General features: G+C 55.8%; 13 protein-coding genes and 3 pseudogenes. 8 read left to right on the plus strand and 8 right to left on the minus strand.

All coding sequences use genetic code 11. From position 1 onward, the window contains the following. Positions 1–88 precede the first annotated feature (88 nt). Both ACJAXR_RS03910 and ACJAXR_RS03915 read right to left on the minus strand, forming a co-directional pair. Complete coding sequence (locus ACJAXR_RS03910) at positions 89–1,231, minus strand: acyl-CoA dehydrogenase family protein (RefSeq protein WP_415056912.1); 1,143 nt, start codon at positions 1,229–1,231, stop codon at positions 89–91. 21 nt (positions 1,232–1,252) lie between these two features. Further along, entirely contained in the window at positions 1,253–2,431 is a 1,179-nt protein-coding gene (locus ACJAXR_RS03915; protein ID WP_415056913.1) for an acyl-CoA dehydrogenase family protein, read from the minus strand. Positions 2,432–2,689: 258 nt separating this feature from the next. On the opposite strand from ACJAXR_RS03915, the gene ACJAXR_RS03920 reads away from it, so the two are divergent. Continuing rightward, positions 2,690–4,165, plus strand: coding sequence for a flavin-containing monooxygenase (locus ACJAXR_RS03920; protein WP_415056914.1), 1,476 nt, complete (start codon positions 2,690–2,692; stop codon positions 4,163–4,165). Then, entirely contained in the window at positions 4,149–5,072 is a 924-nt protein-coding gene (locus tag ACJAXR_RS03925) for an alpha/beta hydrolase (RefSeq protein ID WP_415056915.1), read from the plus strand. The genes ACJAXR_RS03920 and ACJAXR_RS03925 overlap by 17 nt, the downstream gene beginning before the upstream one ends. Before the next feature lie 40 nt (positions 5,073–5,112). Here ACJAXR_RS03925 and ACJAXR_RS03930 read toward each other — a convergent pair whose 3' ends face one another. Beyond that, positions 5,113–6,405: an ABC1 kinase family protein gene (locus ACJAXR_RS03930; protein ID WP_415056916.1), complete on the minus strand. Its 1,293-nt coding sequence runs from the start codon at positions 6,403–6,405 to the stop codon at positions 5,113–5,115. A gap of 92 nt (positions 6,406–6,497) precedes the next feature. Further along, positions 6,498–7,949: a YdgA family protein gene (locus tag ACJAXR_RS03935; RefSeq protein ID WP_415056917.1), complete on the minus strand. Its 1,452-nt coding sequence runs from the start codon at positions 7,947–7,949 to the stop codon at positions 6,498–6,500. Positions 7,950–8,149: 200 nt separating this feature from the next. Between ACJAXR_RS03935 and ACJAXR_RS03940 the strand changes: the two genes are divergently transcribed. Together ACJAXR_RS03940 and ACJAXR_RS03945 are read left to right on the plus strand one after the other, a co-directional pair. Beyond that, the gene (locus ACJAXR_RS03940; RefSeq protein WP_415056918.1) at positions 8,150–8,995 is read left to right on the plus strand and encodes an acyl-CoA thioesterase; all 846 of its coding nucleotides are present in this window, start codon (positions 8,150–8,152) and stop codon (positions 8,993–8,995) included. A gap of 23 nt (positions 8,996–9,018) precedes the next feature. Beyond that, entirely contained in the window at positions 9,019–9,921 is a 903-nt protein-coding gene (locus ACJAXR_RS03945) for a LysR family transcriptional regulator (protein WP_415056919.1), read from the plus strand. A gap of 38 nt (positions 9,922–9,959) precedes the next feature. Here the strand turns inward: ACJAXR_RS03945 and ACJAXR_RS03950 are convergent, their stop codons facing one another. Together ACJAXR_RS03950 and ACJAXR_RS03955 are read right to left on the minus strand one after the other, a co-directional pair. Beyond that, entirely contained in the window at positions 9,960–10,598 is a 639-nt protein-coding gene (locus ACJAXR_RS03950) for an SDR family oxidoreductase (RefSeq protein ID WP_415056920.1), read from the minus strand. A 139-nt stretch (positions 10,599–10,737) separates the two neighbouring features. Continuing rightward, positions 10,738–11,481 carry an SDR family oxidoreductase gene (locus tag ACJAXR_RS03955; RefSeq protein WP_415056921.1) on the minus strand — a complete coding sequence of 248 codons (744 nt, stop codon included), beginning with the start codon at positions 11,479–11,481 and terminating at the stop codon, positions 10,738–10,740. 143 nt (positions 11,482–11,624) lie between these two features. On the opposite strand from ACJAXR_RS03955, the gene ACJAXR_RS03960 reads away from it, so the two are divergent. The 4 genes and pseudogenes from ACJAXR_RS03960 to ACJAXR_RS03975 all read left to right on the plus strand — a co-directional run. Further along, positions 11,625–12,536, plus strand: coding sequence for a LysR family transcriptional regulator (locus ACJAXR_RS03960; protein WP_415056922.1), 912 nt, complete (start codon positions 11,625–11,627; stop codon positions 12,534–12,536). Between the two features lie 268 nt (positions 12,537–12,804). Next, a pseudogene (locus tag ACJAXR_RS03965) lies at positions 12,805–13,727 on the plus strand (HlyD family secretion protein). A 2-nt stretch (positions 13,728–13,729) separates the two neighbouring features. Then, positions 13,730–14,383, plus strand: a pseudogene (locus ACJAXR_RS03970) (ATP-binding cassette domain-containing protein); the annotation flags it as partial. Next, positions 14,373–14,759 (plus strand): annotated as a pseudogene (locus tag ACJAXR_RS03975) (ABC transporter permease); the annotation flags it as partial. The pseudogenes ACJAXR_RS03970 and ACJAXR_RS03975, both read left to right, overlap by 11 nt. Before the next feature lie 325 nt (positions 14,760–15,084). Here ACJAXR_RS03975 and ACJAXR_RS03980 read toward each other — a convergent pair. Together ACJAXR_RS03980 and ACJAXR_RS03985 are read right to left on the minus strand one after the other, a co-directional pair. Next, positions 15,085–16,356, minus strand: a complete 1,272-nt coding sequence (locus tag ACJAXR_RS03980; protein ID WP_415056923.1) for an MFS transporter — start codon at positions 16,354–16,356, stop codon at positions 15,085–15,087. Between the two features lie 379 nt (positions 16,357–16,735). Then, the gene (locus tag ACJAXR_RS03985; protein ID WP_415056924.1) at positions 16,736–17,569 is read right to left on the minus strand and encodes an enoyl-CoA hydratase-related protein; all 834 of its coding nucleotides are present in this window, start codon (positions 17,567–17,569) and stop codon (positions 16,736–16,738) included. Positions 17,570–18,518 lie beyond the last annotated feature (949 nt).

Here is an 18,518-nt window from a genome sequence, read left to right on the forward strand (position 1 = left end):
AGTCTGACCACCCCTACGATGGTCCGCACAAACAAAGGCCGGTCATGTGACCAGCCTTTCACGCTAGCATGTGAACACTGTGCGGTTATCAGTAGCCGCGCAAGCTGGCAAAGCGATCTGCGTGGTACCGGTAATCGCCGAACAGAGCCTGGACCGGACGCGCCCGTTTCATGAACAGTCCAACATCAAATTCATCGGTCATGCCCATACCCCCATGCAGCTGCACTGCCTCGTTGGTTGCCAGCTCAGCCACTTCACAGCTCTTTGCCTTGGCCAGGCTCACCAGCACCGGCGCCTCGGGATCCTGTTCATCAAGTGCCACCAGCGCCTTGAGCACAACTGACTTGGCCAGCTCGAGCTCACTGAACAGGTGCGCACAACGGTGCTGCAGCGCCTGAAAAGAGCCCAGGGTCACGCCGAATTGCTTGCGCTCCTGCAGATACTTGACCGTCACTTCAAAGGCCTGCAGGGAAATACCCAGGAGCTCGGCAGACAGTTGCGCATTGGCGATGTCGAGTACCTTGTCCAGTACCATCAATCCCTGATCAAGCTCACCCAGCAGGGCATCCGCACTCACCTGCACGTTATCAAAACGCACAATCGCGGCATTGCGGCTATCGACCATAATAGTGCGCTCGACACTCACACCGGCGGTGTCGCGATCCACCAGCATCAGGCTGATACCCTCACGATCACTCTGCTCGCCACTGGTGCGCACGGATACAATCAACTTGTCCGCCACGTGACCGTCGATCACGAAAGACTTCTGGCCATCGATCACCCAATGATCTTCGTGGCGGCGTGCTGTGGTGGCAACACTGGCAGGCGCATGGCGCAATTTCTCGTCCACTGCGAGCGCAGTAAGCAAGCGGCCTTCGGCAATCGCCGGCAATAGTGTCTGCTTTTGCACTTTGGAGCCAGCCAACTGCAGCACCGACACCCCCAGCACCGCTGTGGCCAGCAGCGGCGAAGCACTTAGATTGCGCCCCGCATGCTCAAATACCTGACCCATACCCACATTACCAAAAGCCGAACCACCAAAATCCTCAGCGATCAGGGTGCCGACGAAACCCATCTCTGCCATACCCTTCCACAGATCACGGGAAAATCCGGTTTCGTCACCGCTATCACGCAGGCGGCGCAGCTGACTGATCGGTGCCTTTTCGCCCAGAAAACCCTGTGCGGCATCCCGTAGCATCTGCTGTTCTTCGTTGAGTACCAAAGCTGCCATTAGTCCTGTCCTCGATTAGTTCTACTGGAGCCCGAGAATGTTGCGGGCAATCACGTTGAGCTGGATTTCCGAAGTGCCACCCTCGATCGAGTTGCCCTTGGAGCGCAACCAGGTGCGCGATACCGCTCCCTCGTTCCAGGCTTCACCTTCCCAGACCATCGCGTCGCTTCCGCGCAGAGCGACAAAGAGTTCCTGCCGGCGCTTGTTCACTTCGGTACCATAATATTTGAGCATCGCCGACGCATTACCCACGCCCTGCCCGGCTTTGGCCTCATCCAGTACTCGCTCAGCGGTCAACTCAAAGGCTCTGGCATCAATATCCCAACGCGTAATGTCGCTGCGCAGGTAGCCATCAGCCAATTTGCCATTATCCAGACCCAGCGCCTCGACGGCCGCTTGCGGTAATGTTTGCTGACCCGCAGCGGTACGCCCCATGCCACCAATCATCTCGCGCTCATGAGTCAGCAAGTACTTGGCATAGGTCCAGCCCGCATCTACCTCGCCAACCACCTGATTCTTCTCGACTCGCACGTCATCCAGGAAAGTCTCGCAGAAAGGCGAGCTACCGGAAATCAGCTTGATCGGACGGGTAGTCACGCCGGCAGTGGCCATGTCGAATAACACCAGGCTGATGCCCATCTGCTTTTTGGCATCAGGATTGGTACGCACCAAACAAAACATCCAGTCAGCCTTGTCGGCATAGGAGGTCCAGATCTTCTGACCATTGACGATGAAATGATCGCCCATATCCTCGGCTTTGGTTTGCAGCCCGGCCAGGTCCGAGCCAGCACCGGGCTCGCTGTATCCCTGACACCAGCGAATCTCACCGCGAACCATCTTCGGCAAATGCTCACGCTTGAGCTCTTCGGATCCGAACTTAAGAATTGCCGGCCCGATCATCCACACGCCGAAGCTGGATAGCGCCGGACGCGCCTGAATACGTGATAGTTCCTCGCGCAGGATCTTGTGCTCCTCGCGACTCAATCCACCACCACCGTATTCCTTTGGCCAGTCGGGAGCAGTCCAGCCCTTATCAGCCATGCGCTCAAGCCACAGGCGCTGATCTTCGCTTTTAAATTTGAAATCACGGCCACCCCAGCACTGCTCATTCTCAGCGGAGAAGGGAGTACGCATGCTTTTTGGGCAGTTATCGTCAAGCCAGGTACGAACGTCCTGACGGAATGCGTCCAGATCGGTCACGGGATGGTCTCCTCAATGAATCAACAAAGTAAATCGATGAGTGATTAATCAACAGCATAAGATACTCCCCGAGCGCCTCCAACACCCGCCCCTTGATCGCGGAAATAATGACCCATTAGTCAAGCCAATATGTTGCTCGGCATTACAGACACGACTGACTGAAATCCCCCTACCGCTGGCCAATCAGACCCTACACCGGCACCTTGGAAAGGATAGGATAGACTTGGCCGCTTACTGGCCATGAAGGAGCTGATAACAATGCATAACAAACAACAGCAAGACGCACCTCTGAGCGTGCTGATCGTGGGAGCGGGCTTTGGCGGCATAGGTCTGGGCATCCGTCTAGACAAAGCCGGAATCAGCGACTTTCTCATTTTGGAAAAGGCCGATGATGTCGGCGGCACCTGGCGCGACAACAGCTACCCCGGCGCCGCCTGCGATGTGCCATCGCATCTCTATTCCTTCTCGTTCGAGCCGCGGGCCGAATGGTCCACCCGCTATTCGCAACAACCGGAAATTCACGACTACATACGTCACTGCGCTAAAAAATATCATCTGACCCCGCGCATCCAACTTAACACCGAGATCAGCCGGGCCGAATTCGATGAGCCCACCGGGCTCTGGCAGGTGACCACAACGGATGGCCGCGAGTACTGCGCACGCTCCCTGGTCATGGCCTGCGGCCAGCTCAATCGGCCTATTTATCCGTCGATCCAAGGGCTCGACAGCTTTGCTGGGGAAAGCTTTCATTCTGCTCGTTGGCGTCATGATATCGACTTGCAGGGCAAGAACGTCGCGGTGATCGGTACCGGCGCCTCTGCGATCCAGTTTGTGCCGCAGATCGCCCCCAAGGTCCAAAAGCTGATGCTATTTCAGCGCAGCGCCGCCTACGTCATCGCCAAGGAAGACAAGCAATACGGTGCTCGGGAGCAAGCATTGCTTCGGCGTTTTCCGCTGTTGCAAAAGCTCAGCCGAGGCGGTCACTATGTGGCGCACGAAATGCGTGCGCTGGCTTTTATCAGCTTTCCATCGCTGATGAAGGCCATGGAAGGGCAATTTCGCAAACATCTCGAAAAAGGGGTCACCGACCCAAAAAAACGAGCCCAACTGGTGCCCGATTACCCCATGGGCTGCAAGCGCATGCTGATCAGCAATGATTTCTTTCCAGCCGTTGATCGTGAGAATGTCGAGCTGATCACCACTGGCATCGAAACCATCACCTCCGAGGGCGTCAAAACAATCGATGGGGAGGAACACCAAGTCGACGTACTGATATTCGGCACCGGCTTTGCGGCCACTGATTTTCTGGCACCTATGACCATAAAGGGCCGTGACGGACTCGATCTGAATGACGCTTGGCGCTCTGGCGCCGAAGCCTACAAAGGCATAAGCGTGAGCGGATTCCCGAATCTTTTCGTACTCTATGGCCCCAATACCAACCTGGGCCACAACTCGATCATTTACATGCTGGAAAGCCAGTTCAACTATGTTGTCAGCTGCCTGCAGACCCTCGCCAAACGCGGATTGCGGTACATCGACGTCAAACCCGACGTGCAAAGCGCTTTCAATGCCCGGATTCAGGACGCCATCAGCACCACCATCTGGAGCCGCGGCTGCAACAGCTGGTACCAGACCGCAGAAGGTAAACAGACCAACAACTGGCCGGGCTATACCTTTAGCTATCGCCGCCTGACACGGACACCGGAGCTCGCCGATTATGATTGTGCACGCTGATTATACCCACCCCACGCCAGATCAACCGGTCCTGCGAGGCATTACCCGGGGCACTATGCGCTTACTTTTTCGCGGCCTGATTCGGCCTGGTGTTCCAGTGCCGGCGCAACGTGTCATATTGCGTTTGCTGACAGCCACCATGCCCATGGCCGGCGGCGTGCAACGCAGTCGGGAACTGATCGCAGGGCGCTCGTGCGAATGGCACCGAGCCCCCAACAGCGCTGGCAAGGTCATTCTGTATTTGCATGGCGGAGCTTATCTGATTGGCTCCCCCGCGACGCATCGGGGCATTGCCTCCGGCATAGCCATTCGCAGCAACCGGGACGTCTGCGTCATCGATTACCGTTTGGCGCCAGAGCACCCCTTCCCCGCAGCCCGTGATGATGCCGTAGCGGCCTATCGCGACTTGCTTACCCGGGGCTACGAGCCTGCCGATATCGTATTGGCCGGCGACTCTGCTGGCGGCCACCTGGCGCTGATCACTGCATTAGAATTGGCTGCGCAGGGGCAACCAATGCCCGGTGCGCTGGTATGCTTTTCACCGGTAGTCGACTTCACCGCAGAAGACATGCATACACCGCCGGCGGGAGATCCGCTGCTGAACAAGAGCTGGATCGAACAGGCCGCTGACCTGTTCTGTCCATCGGGCATGGATCGTCGTGATCCCGGTTTGTCACCGATCAATGGCGAACTCGCGCAACTGCCACGCTTGCTCATACAAGTCGGCGAGGACGAACTATTGCTCAATGACAGTCTACGACTCGCCAGCCAAGCACGCGAAGCCGGAGTCGAGGTCCAACTCGAGCGCTACCCCGAATGCTGGCACGTGTTTCAAGCCAATACCGGGTTGTTGAAGGTAGCCGACACGGCGTTGGACCGCGTCGCGACATTCCTTTCGATGGCTTAATGCAAGAAGGCAGCTAAAAGGCAAAATCCGCTTCTTCAAACTAGGCGACTGAATGCGGCGGATGTGTTTTGATCCGCCGCTCGATCAGATCCGCCACCGGCAAGGCAACGCCGAGGCGGGTCAGATTCCAGTAGTGCCCTTCCAGTGTGCGATTGATCAGCAGTGTGCCCGGCGCCGGTTGCAGACTGCCCAGCGCACTCAGCGCATCAGGAATCAATCGCTGTACCTGATCGTGAACCGGTGTGGCCGCAAAATCCCAGAGCATACCTGGCTGTACGAGCGGCCCGAGAAGCGCAGTCAAATTGCGGTATAGAGTCCACGGCGGCGCTGACTGGGGTTGCCGCGTACCCAGCGACTGAAAGCCGCGCTCCAAATCCTCGGCGCGACCCGACTGCAAAGCCCGGAACGTCTGAACATAGGCTGCCAGCAAGGACGCTTCGACCCTTTGTATGCAGCCAAAATCATAGACTACCAGTCGACCCTCTGCCGTATAAGCGAAGTTGCCCGGATGCGGGTCCGCATGCAGCTGGCCAAGGATGAATGCCTGGGCCACCAGCCACTCGGCCAGGGTCTGAGCCAGGCGCTGCCTGAGTGCATCCGGGGCCTGACCTACCTCGGCGAAAGACAGCCCGGGGACCTCCGTCAAAACCAGCACCCCGGGGCGACACAGATGCTCGATAGGGCGCGGCATCAGTACATCGGGCCAATCAGCAAAGAATTGCCGGAACGTCATTAGCCGCTGCATCTCCGCTGCATAGTCCAGCTCGGCTGTGATGGTTTGCTCCAGCTCACGATAAACACCTTCGAGCTGTGCAGCCGGCGCCCGAAACAGCCGGCCTAGGGGCAGCAAACGCCGTACCTGCTTGAGATCGGCGGCGCAGATGGCAGCAATGCCCGGATATTGGATCTTCAGCACCAGAGCCTGACCATCCAGTCCACGGGCGCGATGCACCTGCCCCAGGGAAGCCGCCGCGAAGGGCTGCTCATCAATATGCTCGAAATAGTCTGTCAGCTCACCTTCATATACCCGTTGCAGATGAGCCTGCAAATGCTGATAAGGCAGCGCTGGCACCTTGTTCTGCAGGGAGCCGAGGGCACGGGATACCGGTTCGGGCAGTACATCATGCCACTGTGAAGCCATCTGACCGAGTTTGAGAACAGGCCCCTTCATATCGCCCAGCACTTCAGCGAGCAGATCGCCCACCGGCTGCCAGTCGATTCCCGAGCGGCCACGCAGCAGACGCTGGCCCAGCACGCCTCCGGCAATCCGGGTAGCGGTACCGGCCAGACGCAAAAAACGACGGGCAGACGATGCGGATGGTGGCAGAGCCATTCGATATTCCCGAAGCTATTTCAAGCGATAGTGGGCCGACCAGGCCCCACCTGCAATCGCAACACGGTAAGCAAAAATAACAGGGTGACCTATTACTCCGCAGTTACAGCCGGGTTGGCTGGATTGAACAGTGCCAGCAGCCCTGCCAGTGCCTCAGGCGGAATTACCTCACCATTCAACTCGATGTTGCCATCCGAGTACGTCAGCTTAGTCACCAGGTTATCTTCCTCCTGCCGTGCTAGCTTGGTACTTTCAGCCATGCCAGCAACCATCTCGACCATTATTTCCGCCTCGGCAGCTACCACCTCGGCGTCCATGCCGGGCTCAAACAGAGTCTTGTACATGATTATGTCGCGCAACATCGGTTTGGACAGCTGCACATGGGCGTCCAGGCTGGCGAGCAATTGTGGTACCAGATCCTGTATTGGCAGCCCGAACGACTCTGGGCTGGCGAGTTCAATTCCCGCACGCGCGCGACTCTCACCACTTGGCGTGCGAATCACCAGAAGATCCAGAGCCAATTGTGGTTGAGCGGCAAGCAGGGAGGCAAATGCACTGCTCCAGCGCTCTGGCTCAACCTGCGGCTCTTCGCCCCTGTAAGCACTCATGGTTATCTGATTGTAGAGCTCATTAAGGTCAGCAGTCGCCTTCTGATCGAAGCGAGAAAAAGTCCACTTCATGCCAGCGGACCCCAGCTCCTGACCCTGATACGACACCTTGCTAATATCAAAATCCAGGGTGCCCGCCAGATTGCTTTCGTCTTCGGTCAAGGTATCGCTCTGGGCCAGCCCCTCGAGCACCAGCGTTGAGTCGCCTTGGGTCTCGACCTCCAGCTTCTCGACACCCATACGGCCTTCGCCTATATAGAACTCGGATACACCACGATGACGATCAGCAAACAGCGTTAGCCCAGAGACGTTAACGGTAACCGGCTCACCAGCCTCAGACGTAGCGGTCAGACGCATACCATCGCTGCGGCCATCAATCAGCACCGCCTCACCCTCCATATCAGTCGAGAAGCTTAGCTTGCCCGGGGAAAATTCTGCTTTGCCTTCGTCACTCTCGAATACCAGCGCGGCCACATTGATTGAGCCATCGATGCTATTGCCGTAACCGACCGTACTCTTGACCACAATCGGAGTTTCATCACCACTGGCGGTGAACAGGGGCGCAAGGTAGTCGCTGCGCTCAAGCACCGCTTCACTGGTCGCCATCACCGGCAGCAGCTTTAGCTTCGCGAGACGCGACAGGGGAAAGGGGCCATGCTGCACTCGATCCAGCATGACGATCGTGACCGGGCCTTTCTCTTCGGGACCCGGGTAGGACAATTCATATCGGGCAGAACTCGAGAACACTCCTCGCTGAAAGTCAGTCATCTCCAATCGTACGGCCGAACCGGGCAAGACCTTCTCGATCTGTCCGTTGCTCTGCGCAACGGCGTCACGTAGCACAGCTTCCATTTTCGTTCCGGTGTACCAGGCGCCTGCCGTGCCAACCAGGCCTATTGCGACAACGACCGCAACGGCTATCCCTGTTTTTTTCATGGCTCTTTCCTTAACGGGTGTAGGAGAATCAGCGCAAACTGTATTCCATCACAGGTCAGCTGTCAGCCCCGGAGCGGAGTAACACCGGCATGATTGACCATTTACGCCATCTATCATGGACGCGCCAGCTTGCGGTCAGTAGTGCAAATGTCGATCCTTGAAACCTCAACAAAACCAACCCACAGGAACACCCCGGTCCCATGACAGATACTCCCGTCACTTTCCAATGCACCCTGACTCCACGCTTTACCGATCTGGATACCTGGCGGCACGTTAACAACTCAAGAATCTATCAGCTGCATCAGGAAGCGCGGATGCAGGCGCATCTCGATCTACATGGACCCGACGCCTGGTTCTCCGATGATGTGCGTCTGCGTCCAATACGCAGTATCACGGATTTCCGGCGGGTGACCTGGTACGGCAGCGACGTCAAAGCGCAGGTCCAGGTGCTGGCCTGTACGAACGATAGCTACCGTGTGCGCAGTGAGCTGTTTCAAAATGGTGAGCACGTCGGCACGCAACAGGCGGTCATGGGCGCCTTCGCCAAAGGCCAGCGCGTGGACCTGCCTCAGGTCATCCGAGAGCGGCTTGACAACATCGCCACGGGAAACTCAGAGCCGCTCAAACCGGCAGATTACATCGATTCGATCAAAACGATTACCGACTTCCCGGTGACCCAGCAGCTGACGCCACGCTATGCCGATCTGGATGCCGACAGTCAGCGCAGCGAGGCCGCCTTGGCACGTTACATGGAGCAAGCGCGCTTTGGCGCCATACGCCATCTGGACCTTGGCGGTTTGGGTATACTGATCGCATCAATGGATGTCAGCTATCTGCATTTCCGCGCAGGCTGGGAGCCCGTGGGCCTGCGCGCAGGTATCAGCCGCGTCGGTAATAGCTCATTTGTATTCACTGGCTGCGCCACCAGCGAGCACGGCTTGCAGGCAGTGGCCAACAGCGTGATGGTAGTGATTGATCAGGCCAGCAGCCGCCCGGCACCGATGCCCAACGCGCTGCGTGAACAGTTGCAAACCCTGACAATCTGAACCCTGCGTCCAGCGGAGTACGCATGACGAACCTGCAGCAACTGCGGCACTTTTTAGCCCTGACCGAGCACGGCAATTTTGCCCGTGCCGCTGAAGCCGTCAATCTCAGTCAGCCGGCGCTGAGCAGAAGCATTCAGGCACTCGAGGCCAGCCTCGACTGCCGCCTGCTCGATCGCCACAGCCGAGGTATAAGCCTCACAGTGCATGGCCAGCTCGTACTCGAACATGCACAGCGTCTGCTCGCCGGCAGTCGCGCGCTGGAGAACGCCGTCGTTCAGCTGGCCAACCTCGAAACGGGCGAGTTGTTACTGGGCAGTGGTCCCTATCCGGCAGCACGATTGGTACCCCAGGCGCTTGGACGGATGGCGACCGCCTGGCCAAGGGTGCGCGTCAATTTGCTGATTGATAACTGGCGTGGTCTACGTGATCGCTTGCTGCGCGACGAAGTCGAGCTATTTGTCGCCGACATTCGGGATCTGGAGCATGACCCTCTGCTGTTCATAGAAGCGCTGGGCACGCATCCCGGCGTCATGTTCGGCCGCCCAGGCCATCCCTTGGAAAACCGCAAGGGCCTGAGCATGAACGACCTGCTTGAGTATCCGCTTGCTGCTACCCAGTTGCCGGAAAAGGTCGAGCTGGAATTGAACCTCATCAGCGGTCGGGTCCAGCCAGTGAGTATTCAATGCGACAACTTCATGGTACTCAAAACGCTGGTAGCACAGAGTAACGTGATCAGCATGGCGCCTTGGGACGTGATCGCCAACGATGTAGCCGCTGGCCGGCTCGTTACCTTACCCCTGCCACTAAGCAGCTTTAACCAGAACTCGGCTTACGGCTTGGTCAGTCGTGCCGGACACAGCCTGTCGCCGGCAGCACAGGCTATGCGTTTGCAGATTCTGGAGGATGACCCGCTCGCAAGCGAATAGCACCTGTTATATCCACCCAGCTCCAGGAGCTGTGGATATTAAAGACGTGACAATGCTTCAGCTACTGGTGCGTCACCGGACACCACATAAAAAATTCGATTCACCCCAGCACCTGCATCCAGTTCTTCCAACAACACCCGAGCAACATCCTGACGCGGAATCTTGCTGGAATCCTCTTGGGTAGCACTGACTGAGACCTTGCCTGTGCCCTCATCATTGGTCAGTTGCCCCGGACGAACGATAGAGTAATTAAGCCCGCTTTTTTTCAGGTGCTCGTCAGCGTTGTGCTTGGCGCGCAAGTAATGCTGAAGCTTTTCAGGCCCTTGTTCCGGATTCTCAGCGCCCACGCTGCTCACAATGATAAAGCGTTTTATGCCAATAGCTTTGGCGCTATCGATCAAACGGATGGCGCCATCCTGATCCACGGCAGTGGTTTTATCCGGCCCGGTATCGGGGCCTGAGCCCGCAGCAAAAACAACTACATCGCAACCCTTCATGGCCGCGCTACAGTCTTTTTCCAGATCGCCCAGCACAGTTTCTGCAGCGCCCAGTTGCTTCAGCTTGGGGCCCTGCTCCAAATGCCGGACCATGGCCCGCGCCTTATGCTCGCTGCCAGCCATTTCCCGCAACAGATGGTGTCCGATCTGGCCGTTAGCTCCTGCAATAAAAACCTGCATTGCAATTCTCCTGATTGGCTTTTTCCGATGGTTCAAGTCAATAGACTAGTGCAACGCCTGATCAGTTCAACCAAGACGCGAATGTGCACTGTAGAAAGCCAGAAGCCTGCAGCCCACGCTACAGGCTCTCTGCGATGGATCAGAAATCCTGCACAGTTGGCCGCAGAACGATCTCGTTGATATCCACATCCGCTGGCTGTTCGATGGCGAAGGCTATGGCTCGAGCGACGGAAGCCGCAGGGATCGCTTGCTTGTAGAAGTCCACCACGAAATCGCTGGTCTGCTGATGCGAACTGCCGAACTTGAGTTCAGAGTCCACTGCGCCGGGCTCAATGGTGGTGGTACGAATACTGCCACCTACCTCATGACGCAAACCTTCGGAGATCGCCCGGACCGCGAACTTGGTACCGCTGTAAACAGTGCCGCCGGGGCTGAAGACCTTCAGACCCGCCACCGAGCCGATGTTGATGAAGTGGCCGCTGTTCTGCTCCTGGAATACCGGCAGCGCTGCCGCAATGCCATAAAGCAGTCCCTTGATATTGATGTCGATCATGCGGTCCCATTCGTCCACGCGCCCTTCGCTGAGCGGAGCGTTTGCCATCAGACCGGCGTTGTTGACCAACACATCGATGCGCCCAAAGGTCTTCAGAGCACCCTGAATCAAAGCGTTAACCTCGGCTTGGGAGGTGACGTCAGTTTGATAGGCGACGGCCTGACCACCGGCGCTGACCAACTCAGCGACCAGTGCATCAAGCTTGTCCTTGCGCCGAGCTGCAAGCACCACGTGTGCGCCAAGGCTGGACAGATGACGCGCCGTACTCTCACCCAGTCCACTGCTGGCACCCGTGATCACGACAATCTTTCCGGAAATATTATTGCTCATGTTAAAACCTCATCTGCTGAACTTGAATTTCACCATGCCGTTATGGCCTGGATATGGGCTCACAGTAGAGTGAAAATTTATCTTAATAAATGGAAAGATATGGATTAAGCTATTCCATAAAATGGAATTAATGAGTGCAACTTATGCTTAATCGCATTGAAATGGTCAGAATCTTTTGCGCGGCGGCCGATGCCCCAAGCTTCCGTGAGGCGGCGATACGCCTGGGCATTTCGCCACAAGGCGTAACCCGTGCTATTCAGGCCCTGGAGTCTGAACTAGGCGAGCCGCTGTTTCATCGCAATACGCGCCAGGTAAGTATCACCGCCTTTGGCCAGCGATACGCGCAAGAGGCCAGGATAGCCCTTGAGCATTTTGACGCGCTGTTTCGAGCAAACAAAGCCGAGCCCGATTTCATTGGAAGAATCGGTATCACAGCGCCTCAAGCCATTGGCCGGCGCTATCTGATTCCATTTCTACAGCCCTTGATCGCGGCACATCCAGCACTTCAGTTTGATTTACGCCTGGAAGATCAAATGACCGATTCAGTCGAAGCGCAAATCGATATCGGCATCCGCGTGGGACTGATTAGAGACCGCCGCTATGTGGCCCGCCCACTGGCATCAGTGCCGCTCTATGTCGTCGCAAGCCCGACGCTGATCGAAAAAACGGGGGTACCCGAATCACTGGAGGTATTGGATCAACTTCCACTTTCTGTGCTGATCAACCAAAGGAACGGGCGTCACTGGCCCTGGATGTTTGCTAATGGGCAAACCTTTAACCCCACACAGCCCACACTCATCTGCGACGACGCCGAGACTGAACTTGAGGCCGTGCTGGCGGGCATTGCTTTTGCTCAGGTGCCTGCATACCTCGCAGAGCCTTTTGTTAAGGAAGGGAAGCTTCAGACCGTATTGGATGCTGACTTGCCGCCACCGTGGAATCTGTTCATCTACCGACCGCAACAGGGCCCTGTATCGCGCAGGGTACGTCTTGTTTATGATCATCTGAAGGAGGCATTCTCAGATTCGTCGCGGTTTCCCCAAAATAGGCTATGAATGCGTAAAGCATTCATCAGATGCATCTGATGCATCTGATCATCAGCCTGACAGTGCAACCACTGATTCAGATCAATTATTCATCCTGCGGGTTCAGTTAGCCTGAGTACTTGGAACAAGTCCTGCGCTTGAGACCATTGGTGGAGACATAAATGTCCACCGAATCCAAGCTACCTCGCCATGCCCGCAACTGCACCGGTCAATGCCGTGTCATTGCTGCCTGATTTAACAGCTAACCAACTCACTCGTTGAGATGCCAAGAGTAAATATGTCAGTCAATCATAAATGGATCCCTCGTGTAGCCAGCGTTGTCGCATTAGCAATCATTGCCGCTCTTGCCTGGTACGAGTTGCGTCCAACAGGTCTGGGTACTGCGTTTGCGAGTGGTAACGGACGAATTGAAGCTACTGACATTGATGTGGCAAGAAAATTGCCAAGGCGCAGATAAGACTGCCGGAAAGCGAAAAAATCGCCGCCGAAGCGCTTGTCCGCCAGCGGCAAGCAGAGGTGTCGGCCGCGCAAAAACGTCACGCCCGTACCGCTATTTTGGTCAAACGCAATGCCATGGCTCCGCAGCAGCTAGACGATGAGCTTGCCCGACTGCAAAGCGCTCAAGCGGCACTCGCAGCCGCCCGGTCACAGGTGGTTTCCGCTGAAGCAGGCATTGCGGCAGCACAATCGCAGGTCATTGAAGCGCAATCTGCCGTGGAAGCAACTCAGGCTAGCGTCGAGCGCTTACAGATTGACATCGAGGACAACCAGCTAAAAGCACCGCGTAGTGGACGTGTACAGTACCGCGTAGCCCAGCCAGGTGAGGTGATAGGAGCCGGTGGCAAAGTGCTCAATCTCGTCGATCTTGGCGATGTCTAAATGACCTTCTTCCTGCCAGAACAGCAAGCAGGCCGGGTCGCTTTGGGCGCCGAAGTGCGCTTGGTGATCGATGCCATACCGGAGTACGTGATCCCCGCGCAGGTAAGCTATATGGCCAGCGTCGCTCAGTTCACCCCAAAAACTGTTGAAACCGCCAGCGAGCGTGAAAAGCTGATGTTTCGAGTTAAAGCAAGGCTTGTTCGACAACTGCTAAAGCGCCACCGCTCTCAAGTGAAAACCGGTGTTTCCGGCGTCGCTTATCTGCGTCTCGACTCACAGATCGAATGGCTTGAAAACCTGGCGATCAAGGTTCCGCAGTGAGCGTGGCCGAGGCAACTGTCGCGCAGCTACATGAGGTCAGCCTGCAATACGGCAGCACCTGCGCGCTCAATGCCGTCAGCCTGAAAATCCCAGCGCAACGCATGGTCGGCTTGATTGGTCCTGACGGGGTGGGCAAGTCCAGCCTCATGGCACTGATTGCCGGCGCACGCAAAATCCAGAGCGGGCATATCGAGGTACTCGGCGGCGACATGGCCAACCGTGACCACCGCCAGAAGGTCTGTCCACACATCGCCTATATGCCCCAGGGATTGGGTAAAAATCTTTACCCGACGCTTTCGGTGATCGAGAATTTGGACTTCTTCGGCCGCCTGTTCGGCCAGAAAGAGGCCGAACGCAAAACACGTATTGACGAGCTGCTACGCAGCACCGGCCTCAGCGAGTTTGGCGAGCGCCCTGCCGGCAAGTTGTCCGGTGGCATGAAACAAAAACTCGGACTGTGCTGCGTACTGATTCACGACCCCGACTTACTGATCCTCGACGAGCCCACCACCGGCGTCGACCCGCTGTCACGCAGCCAGTTCTGGGAGCTGGTCGCCCACATTCGCGCCCAGCGCCCGGGCATGAGCGTACTGGTAGCCACGGCCTACATGGAGGAAGCCGAACGCTTCGACCATCTAATAGCGATGGCTGCAGGTGCCGATTGCTGGATCTCTACCACTGTTTCTGTGTGGCGCATTGCTACACCTGCTTGCCACCACATCAATGGGTATTTTCTTTGGCACCATTGCGCGCTCAATGCCGCAACTAGGGTTGTTGATTATTCTAGTGCTGATCCCGCTTCAGATTCTCTCCGGCGGCACCACTCCGAGAGAAAGCATGCCTGAGCTGGTGCAGCAGATCATGCTGCTCGCACCGACCACTCACTTTGTCGATCTGGCCCAGGCAATCCTCTATCGTGGCGCGGGATTCGTCACTGTTTGGCCCCAGTTTCTGGCGATCATCATCATCGGCGTATTATTTTTTGCAGGTGCGCTACTACGCTTTCGAAAAGCACTGGCACAGATGTCTTGAAGGAAAGCCGTATTGAGCTCATACGGAAGAACTCAAATCGGCAATAGGATTTCTATTGCATCATTTAGGCTATTGGCTCGTGTAGCCAATTAGGGCATTCGCTTTTAAGAAGCATGGCACGCTAGCTATAGGCTTTGGAAGTATATAAATAGCTTTGACGACGCGCTCTATTACCCCTTCCTAAGCAAATCTGCTCAGCGCTTTCTGCACACAAGCAGTCGGGTCCAGCTCATGCACATCTTTATTGTATTTGTGAAGAAGCCGGTCCCTGTTATGTATTTGTGACTGACCCATTAGCCATTAGCCACCCATGGGCTGTAATCTGCTAAGGCTTATCGGCCTTATCCTCAACGGGTGTGAGGGGCTCTCCATCTTCGTCCAGAAGCTGGTAATTATACGCCGCCTGAAGGCCGGTTTGGTCTTCAACCTCTTCCTCGGGCTCTTGGTCGATATAACGCGGGTAAAGTGGCGACAACATTGCTACCAGAATACCGATTGCGGAGAAGGTGGCAAATGCATTGGCGTAGCCGAATTCGCTCACTAGCATGCCAACAACGGGCGAGCCGGTTGCCTGCCCGAGCGCCACAGCCATGAAAGGTAATACCGGCCCCATCGACAATCGGCCCGGCAACAGGCGAATGCTGGTCATCAGATAGAGCCCTGTCAGGCTCATGTAGGCCAGACCGAAGACCAACCCAGAGAATGCCGCCAGCACCAGCTGATCAGGGCTGGCAGCAAGCAGCGCCAAACTCGCGGACAACATCACCAACATCAGTGAATGTGTAATGGGGGGGTTGTTGCGATCGGCTAGATCGGCCGCCACGGCACCTCCGATGCCAGCGATGCCAACTGCTAGCCACAGCCATCCGGTTGCAGAGGGCGTTAGGCCGCCGAGGGTGATCATTAAATCGGGTGCAAAAATCCAGTACGCAGAGGAAACAAAGCCCATCACAAATGCAAACAGCGAAAGCCTGAACAGACGCGACCACTGGAGGACACTTATCTGTATTGGCGGAGCAGCGTTCGCGGGAATAACCCGCGACACGGAAGGGATAAAATACCATGCGGCAACGACGCCAATCCCCGCCAGGACAGCGAAGAACAGGTACGCCGAGCGCCAGGCGCTAGAGAAGAGCAGAACCACCGGCACGGCAACAGCCACGCCAATGCTGGCGCCCACATTCATGACTGAACTGACACGACCATGCACAGCCCAGCTCACCATAGCCTGCATAGCGGCCGTGAGCGCCGGCATCATAAGGCCCGTGCAGATACCGCACGCGAGTACGCCCAATCCGAGCGACAGCGCACCTGACGCCTGGCTGATAATCGCCATCCCGACGACGCCAAAACCACACGACAGGACGGCCGTGTTGCGGGCACCTAGACGATCGGCGAAGATCGGTGCTACCAACGTCGCCAGAAGGAAGCTGATAAGTGGCAGTGCGCCGATGATACCGATTACGTCTGGCGTGAGATCTAGTTCGGCCCGGATAGGCGGTACAAACAGGCCAAAGGCGAAGCGCGCGAGGCCGTAGCTAATTGCGATCAGCACTGCACCAAAAAGCGCGAACCCTGTATTCGAGAGGGACTTCATGCAGCCTCCGCCAGCCAGGCATTAAGGATTCCAGGAAGCAGGAAACAGGAGCATGGAAACCGAAAGTCGGGTTGGACATATAGATGTAATTTGAGCTTTAGTTGTACCAGAGATAGTGTTTAAAAATAAACCTGTCCCAGCTTTCCTTTTACAAAAATGGGGAATACCTATTCACTTGACGACACAAAACTCAACCACTGTCGACGGATGCCTACTGAAGCAAACTACCAGTGAATATTGGCTCTGACACACAGAAAACCACCGCAAACTAACTTGAGATGGCTTTTGACTACGCAGATATTCCCCTGAATTTAATCTCTTGCATCCACAACATTGCCACCGCTTGCTTGCTTGCTAATTTAGCTTGGTCCAGGTCAGCTTACTTACGTCCCATCGACTCAAGCATTCGGCTCACCGCTTCAAGGTGCTCTGGCTCGTTATGGCACATACCCTGAAAACAGGCGCAAAGATCCAGAAAGTCCTTCAGCTCCATACGTTGCGCCATCTTCATCAAACGCTTAGTCATCCTAATCGCTTTAGGCGGCTGACTGGCCATACGTCCAGCTAACGTCATGACTGTGGGCATCAGCTCATCTGCCGACACCACGTCCAGAACAATACCCAATTCTTTAGCTTCACCCGCATCAACAATCCGGCCAGACAAGGTTAACTCGAAAGCCCGTTGGTAGCCGATCAAGCGTTGCATCAGCCAGGCACCACCGTCCCCCGGAATTATCCCAAGGTTAAGGAATGTTTCTCCAAACTTGGCTTTCTCCGAAGCTATGCGTACATCTGCCATATTCGCTAGATCAAAACCGGCACCCATCGCCGGCCCATTCACTGCAGCGATAATCGGCACCTCGACAGCCTGCATTGCCAGCGGAATTCGCTGAATACCCTTGCGATAGCGCTCGGCGCATTCCGCTGCGTCACCAGCAAAATCACCACCGCGTTCTGCCATGTCGCGGATATTGCCTCCGGCACTAAAGGCTGAACCGGCACCAGTGATAACCAGTACCGAGACATCAGGGCAGCCATTGACCCACTCGGCGGTCATCACAACATCATCGATCAGATGAGATCCAGTAAGGGCGTTGCGTACGTCGTGGCGGTTGAGGGTTAAGGTCGCAACACGATTCTCAAGAGTAATCAGTGCATCAACTAACACTGGCAGGCTGTTCATATTTGACGGGCTCATATTTGGTTGGCTCATAACGGCGTCTCCTAGCAAACGATTATTCGGGTGTTGACGAAATCAGGGGTGATTCACGATTTCTTCAAATTCATATCAGTAATTCGAGACTAAATCTGCTTCCACTGGTACATAATAAAATCACTTTACCCAGAGGTATATCGATTATAAAAAGCACGACCTCACTCATTGAATTGCTAGGTAATCCAGCGAATTTTGGGCCATCCACGTTGCGCCGCTAAGGCACGTAAACTGACAAATAAAGCATCAGCAGCTCTTGAACCACGCGCACTTGGGGAGACATACATATCATCCAAGAAGGCGACGTCGCAGCCACCGAGAGAGCGAGGACATGCACGAACGTTCCCTGCGATGCCATCGTCCATGGGCACATGATAGAAACCAGCATATCCGTTAAATAAAACCCGCCTCTCAGCTTTGTCGTTTTTGGTAATGAAATTAATTTGATTATTCGTCATAAATCTCGAGGCTGTAGTCAGAATTACCTAGTGCCCCCAGCATCGATATTTTAGATCAGCTGGCAAGCAGTCGGATTATGTATGAGGGATTTACCACAGCTATGGACCCAGCCATAGTTACCCGTAAACGGGCTGCCAAGGCGAAGCACTAGTCTCTTGAGTGAAGGCGACTGGCTGAAGACGCTAGGTGGCAATGAGGGCCAGACTTGGGTAGTTGAAAGAGCTCGTATTGACCATGAAGACGAATAAGTCGCGCAGTACAACAGTACTCGTGAGATTGCTGAAGCCACATACAAGGCAGGTATGAGAGAGCCTGGTTCCATCACTCCAACTCCAGACGAAATTACTCGGCACTACCGCATGAGCCCCTTTACCAGCGCATCAGCTAGCCGAGCTTGGGAAGGTGCCCCCTCACGATGAATGCAATTGACTGGGCCGCAAATCGGACGCCCAGCTTTCAAGTACTGTATCGAGCCCGCTGACGAACCACA

Source organism: Halopseudomonas sp. (genome assembly GCF_047631575.1).
Lineage (GTDB): Bacteria > Pseudomonadota > Gammaproteobacteria > Pseudomonadales > Pseudomonadaceae > Halopseudomonas.

Coding starts and splice junctions, on each gene's coding strand:
- ACJAXR_RS03985 (WP_415056924.1), bottom strand. CDS start 17,569: ATGAGCCAACCAAATATGAGCCCGTCAAATATGAACAGCCTGCCAGTG.
- ACJAXR_RS03935 (WP_415056917.1), bottom strand. CDS start 7,949: ATGAAAAAAACAGGGATAGCCGTTGCGGTCGTTGTCGCAATAGGCCTG.
- ACJAXR_RS03950 (WP_415056920.1), bottom strand. CDS start 10,598: ATGCAGGTTTTTATTGCAGGAGCTAACGGCCAGATCGGACACCATCTG.
- ACJAXR_RS03960 (WP_415056922.1), top strand. CDS start 11,625: ATGCTTAATCGCATTGAAATGGTCAGAATCTTTTGCGCGGCGGCCGAT.
- ACJAXR_RS03930 (WP_415056916.1), bottom strand. CDS start 6,405: ATGGCTCTGCCACCATCCGCATCGTCTGCCCGTCGTTTTTTGCGTCTG.
- ACJAXR_RS03945 (WP_415056919.1), top strand. CDS start 9,019: ATGACGAACCTGCAGCAACTGCGGCACTTTTTAGCCCTGACCGAGCAC.
- ACJAXR_RS03920 (WP_415056914.1), top strand. CDS start 2,690: ATGCATAACAAACAACAGCAAGACGCACCTCTGAGCGTGCTGATCGTG.
- ACJAXR_RS03925 (WP_415056915.1), top strand. CDS start 4,149: ATGATTGTGCACGCTGATTATACCCACCCCACGCCAGATCAACCGGTC.
- ACJAXR_RS03940 (WP_415056918.1), top strand. CDS start 8,150: ATGACAGATACTCCCGTCACTTTCCAATGCACCCTGACTCCACGCTTT.
- ACJAXR_RS03910 (WP_415056912.1), bottom strand. CDS start 1,231: ATGGCAGCTTTGGTACTCAACGAAGAACAGCAGATGCTACGGGATGCC.
- ACJAXR_RS03980 (WP_415056923.1), bottom strand. CDS start 16,356: ATGAAGTCCCTCTCGAATACAGGGTTCGCGCTTTTTGGTGCAGTGCTG.
- ACJAXR_RS03955 (WP_415056921.1), bottom strand. CDS start 11,481: ATGAGCAATAATATTTCCGGAAAGATTGTCGTGATCACGGGTGCCAGC.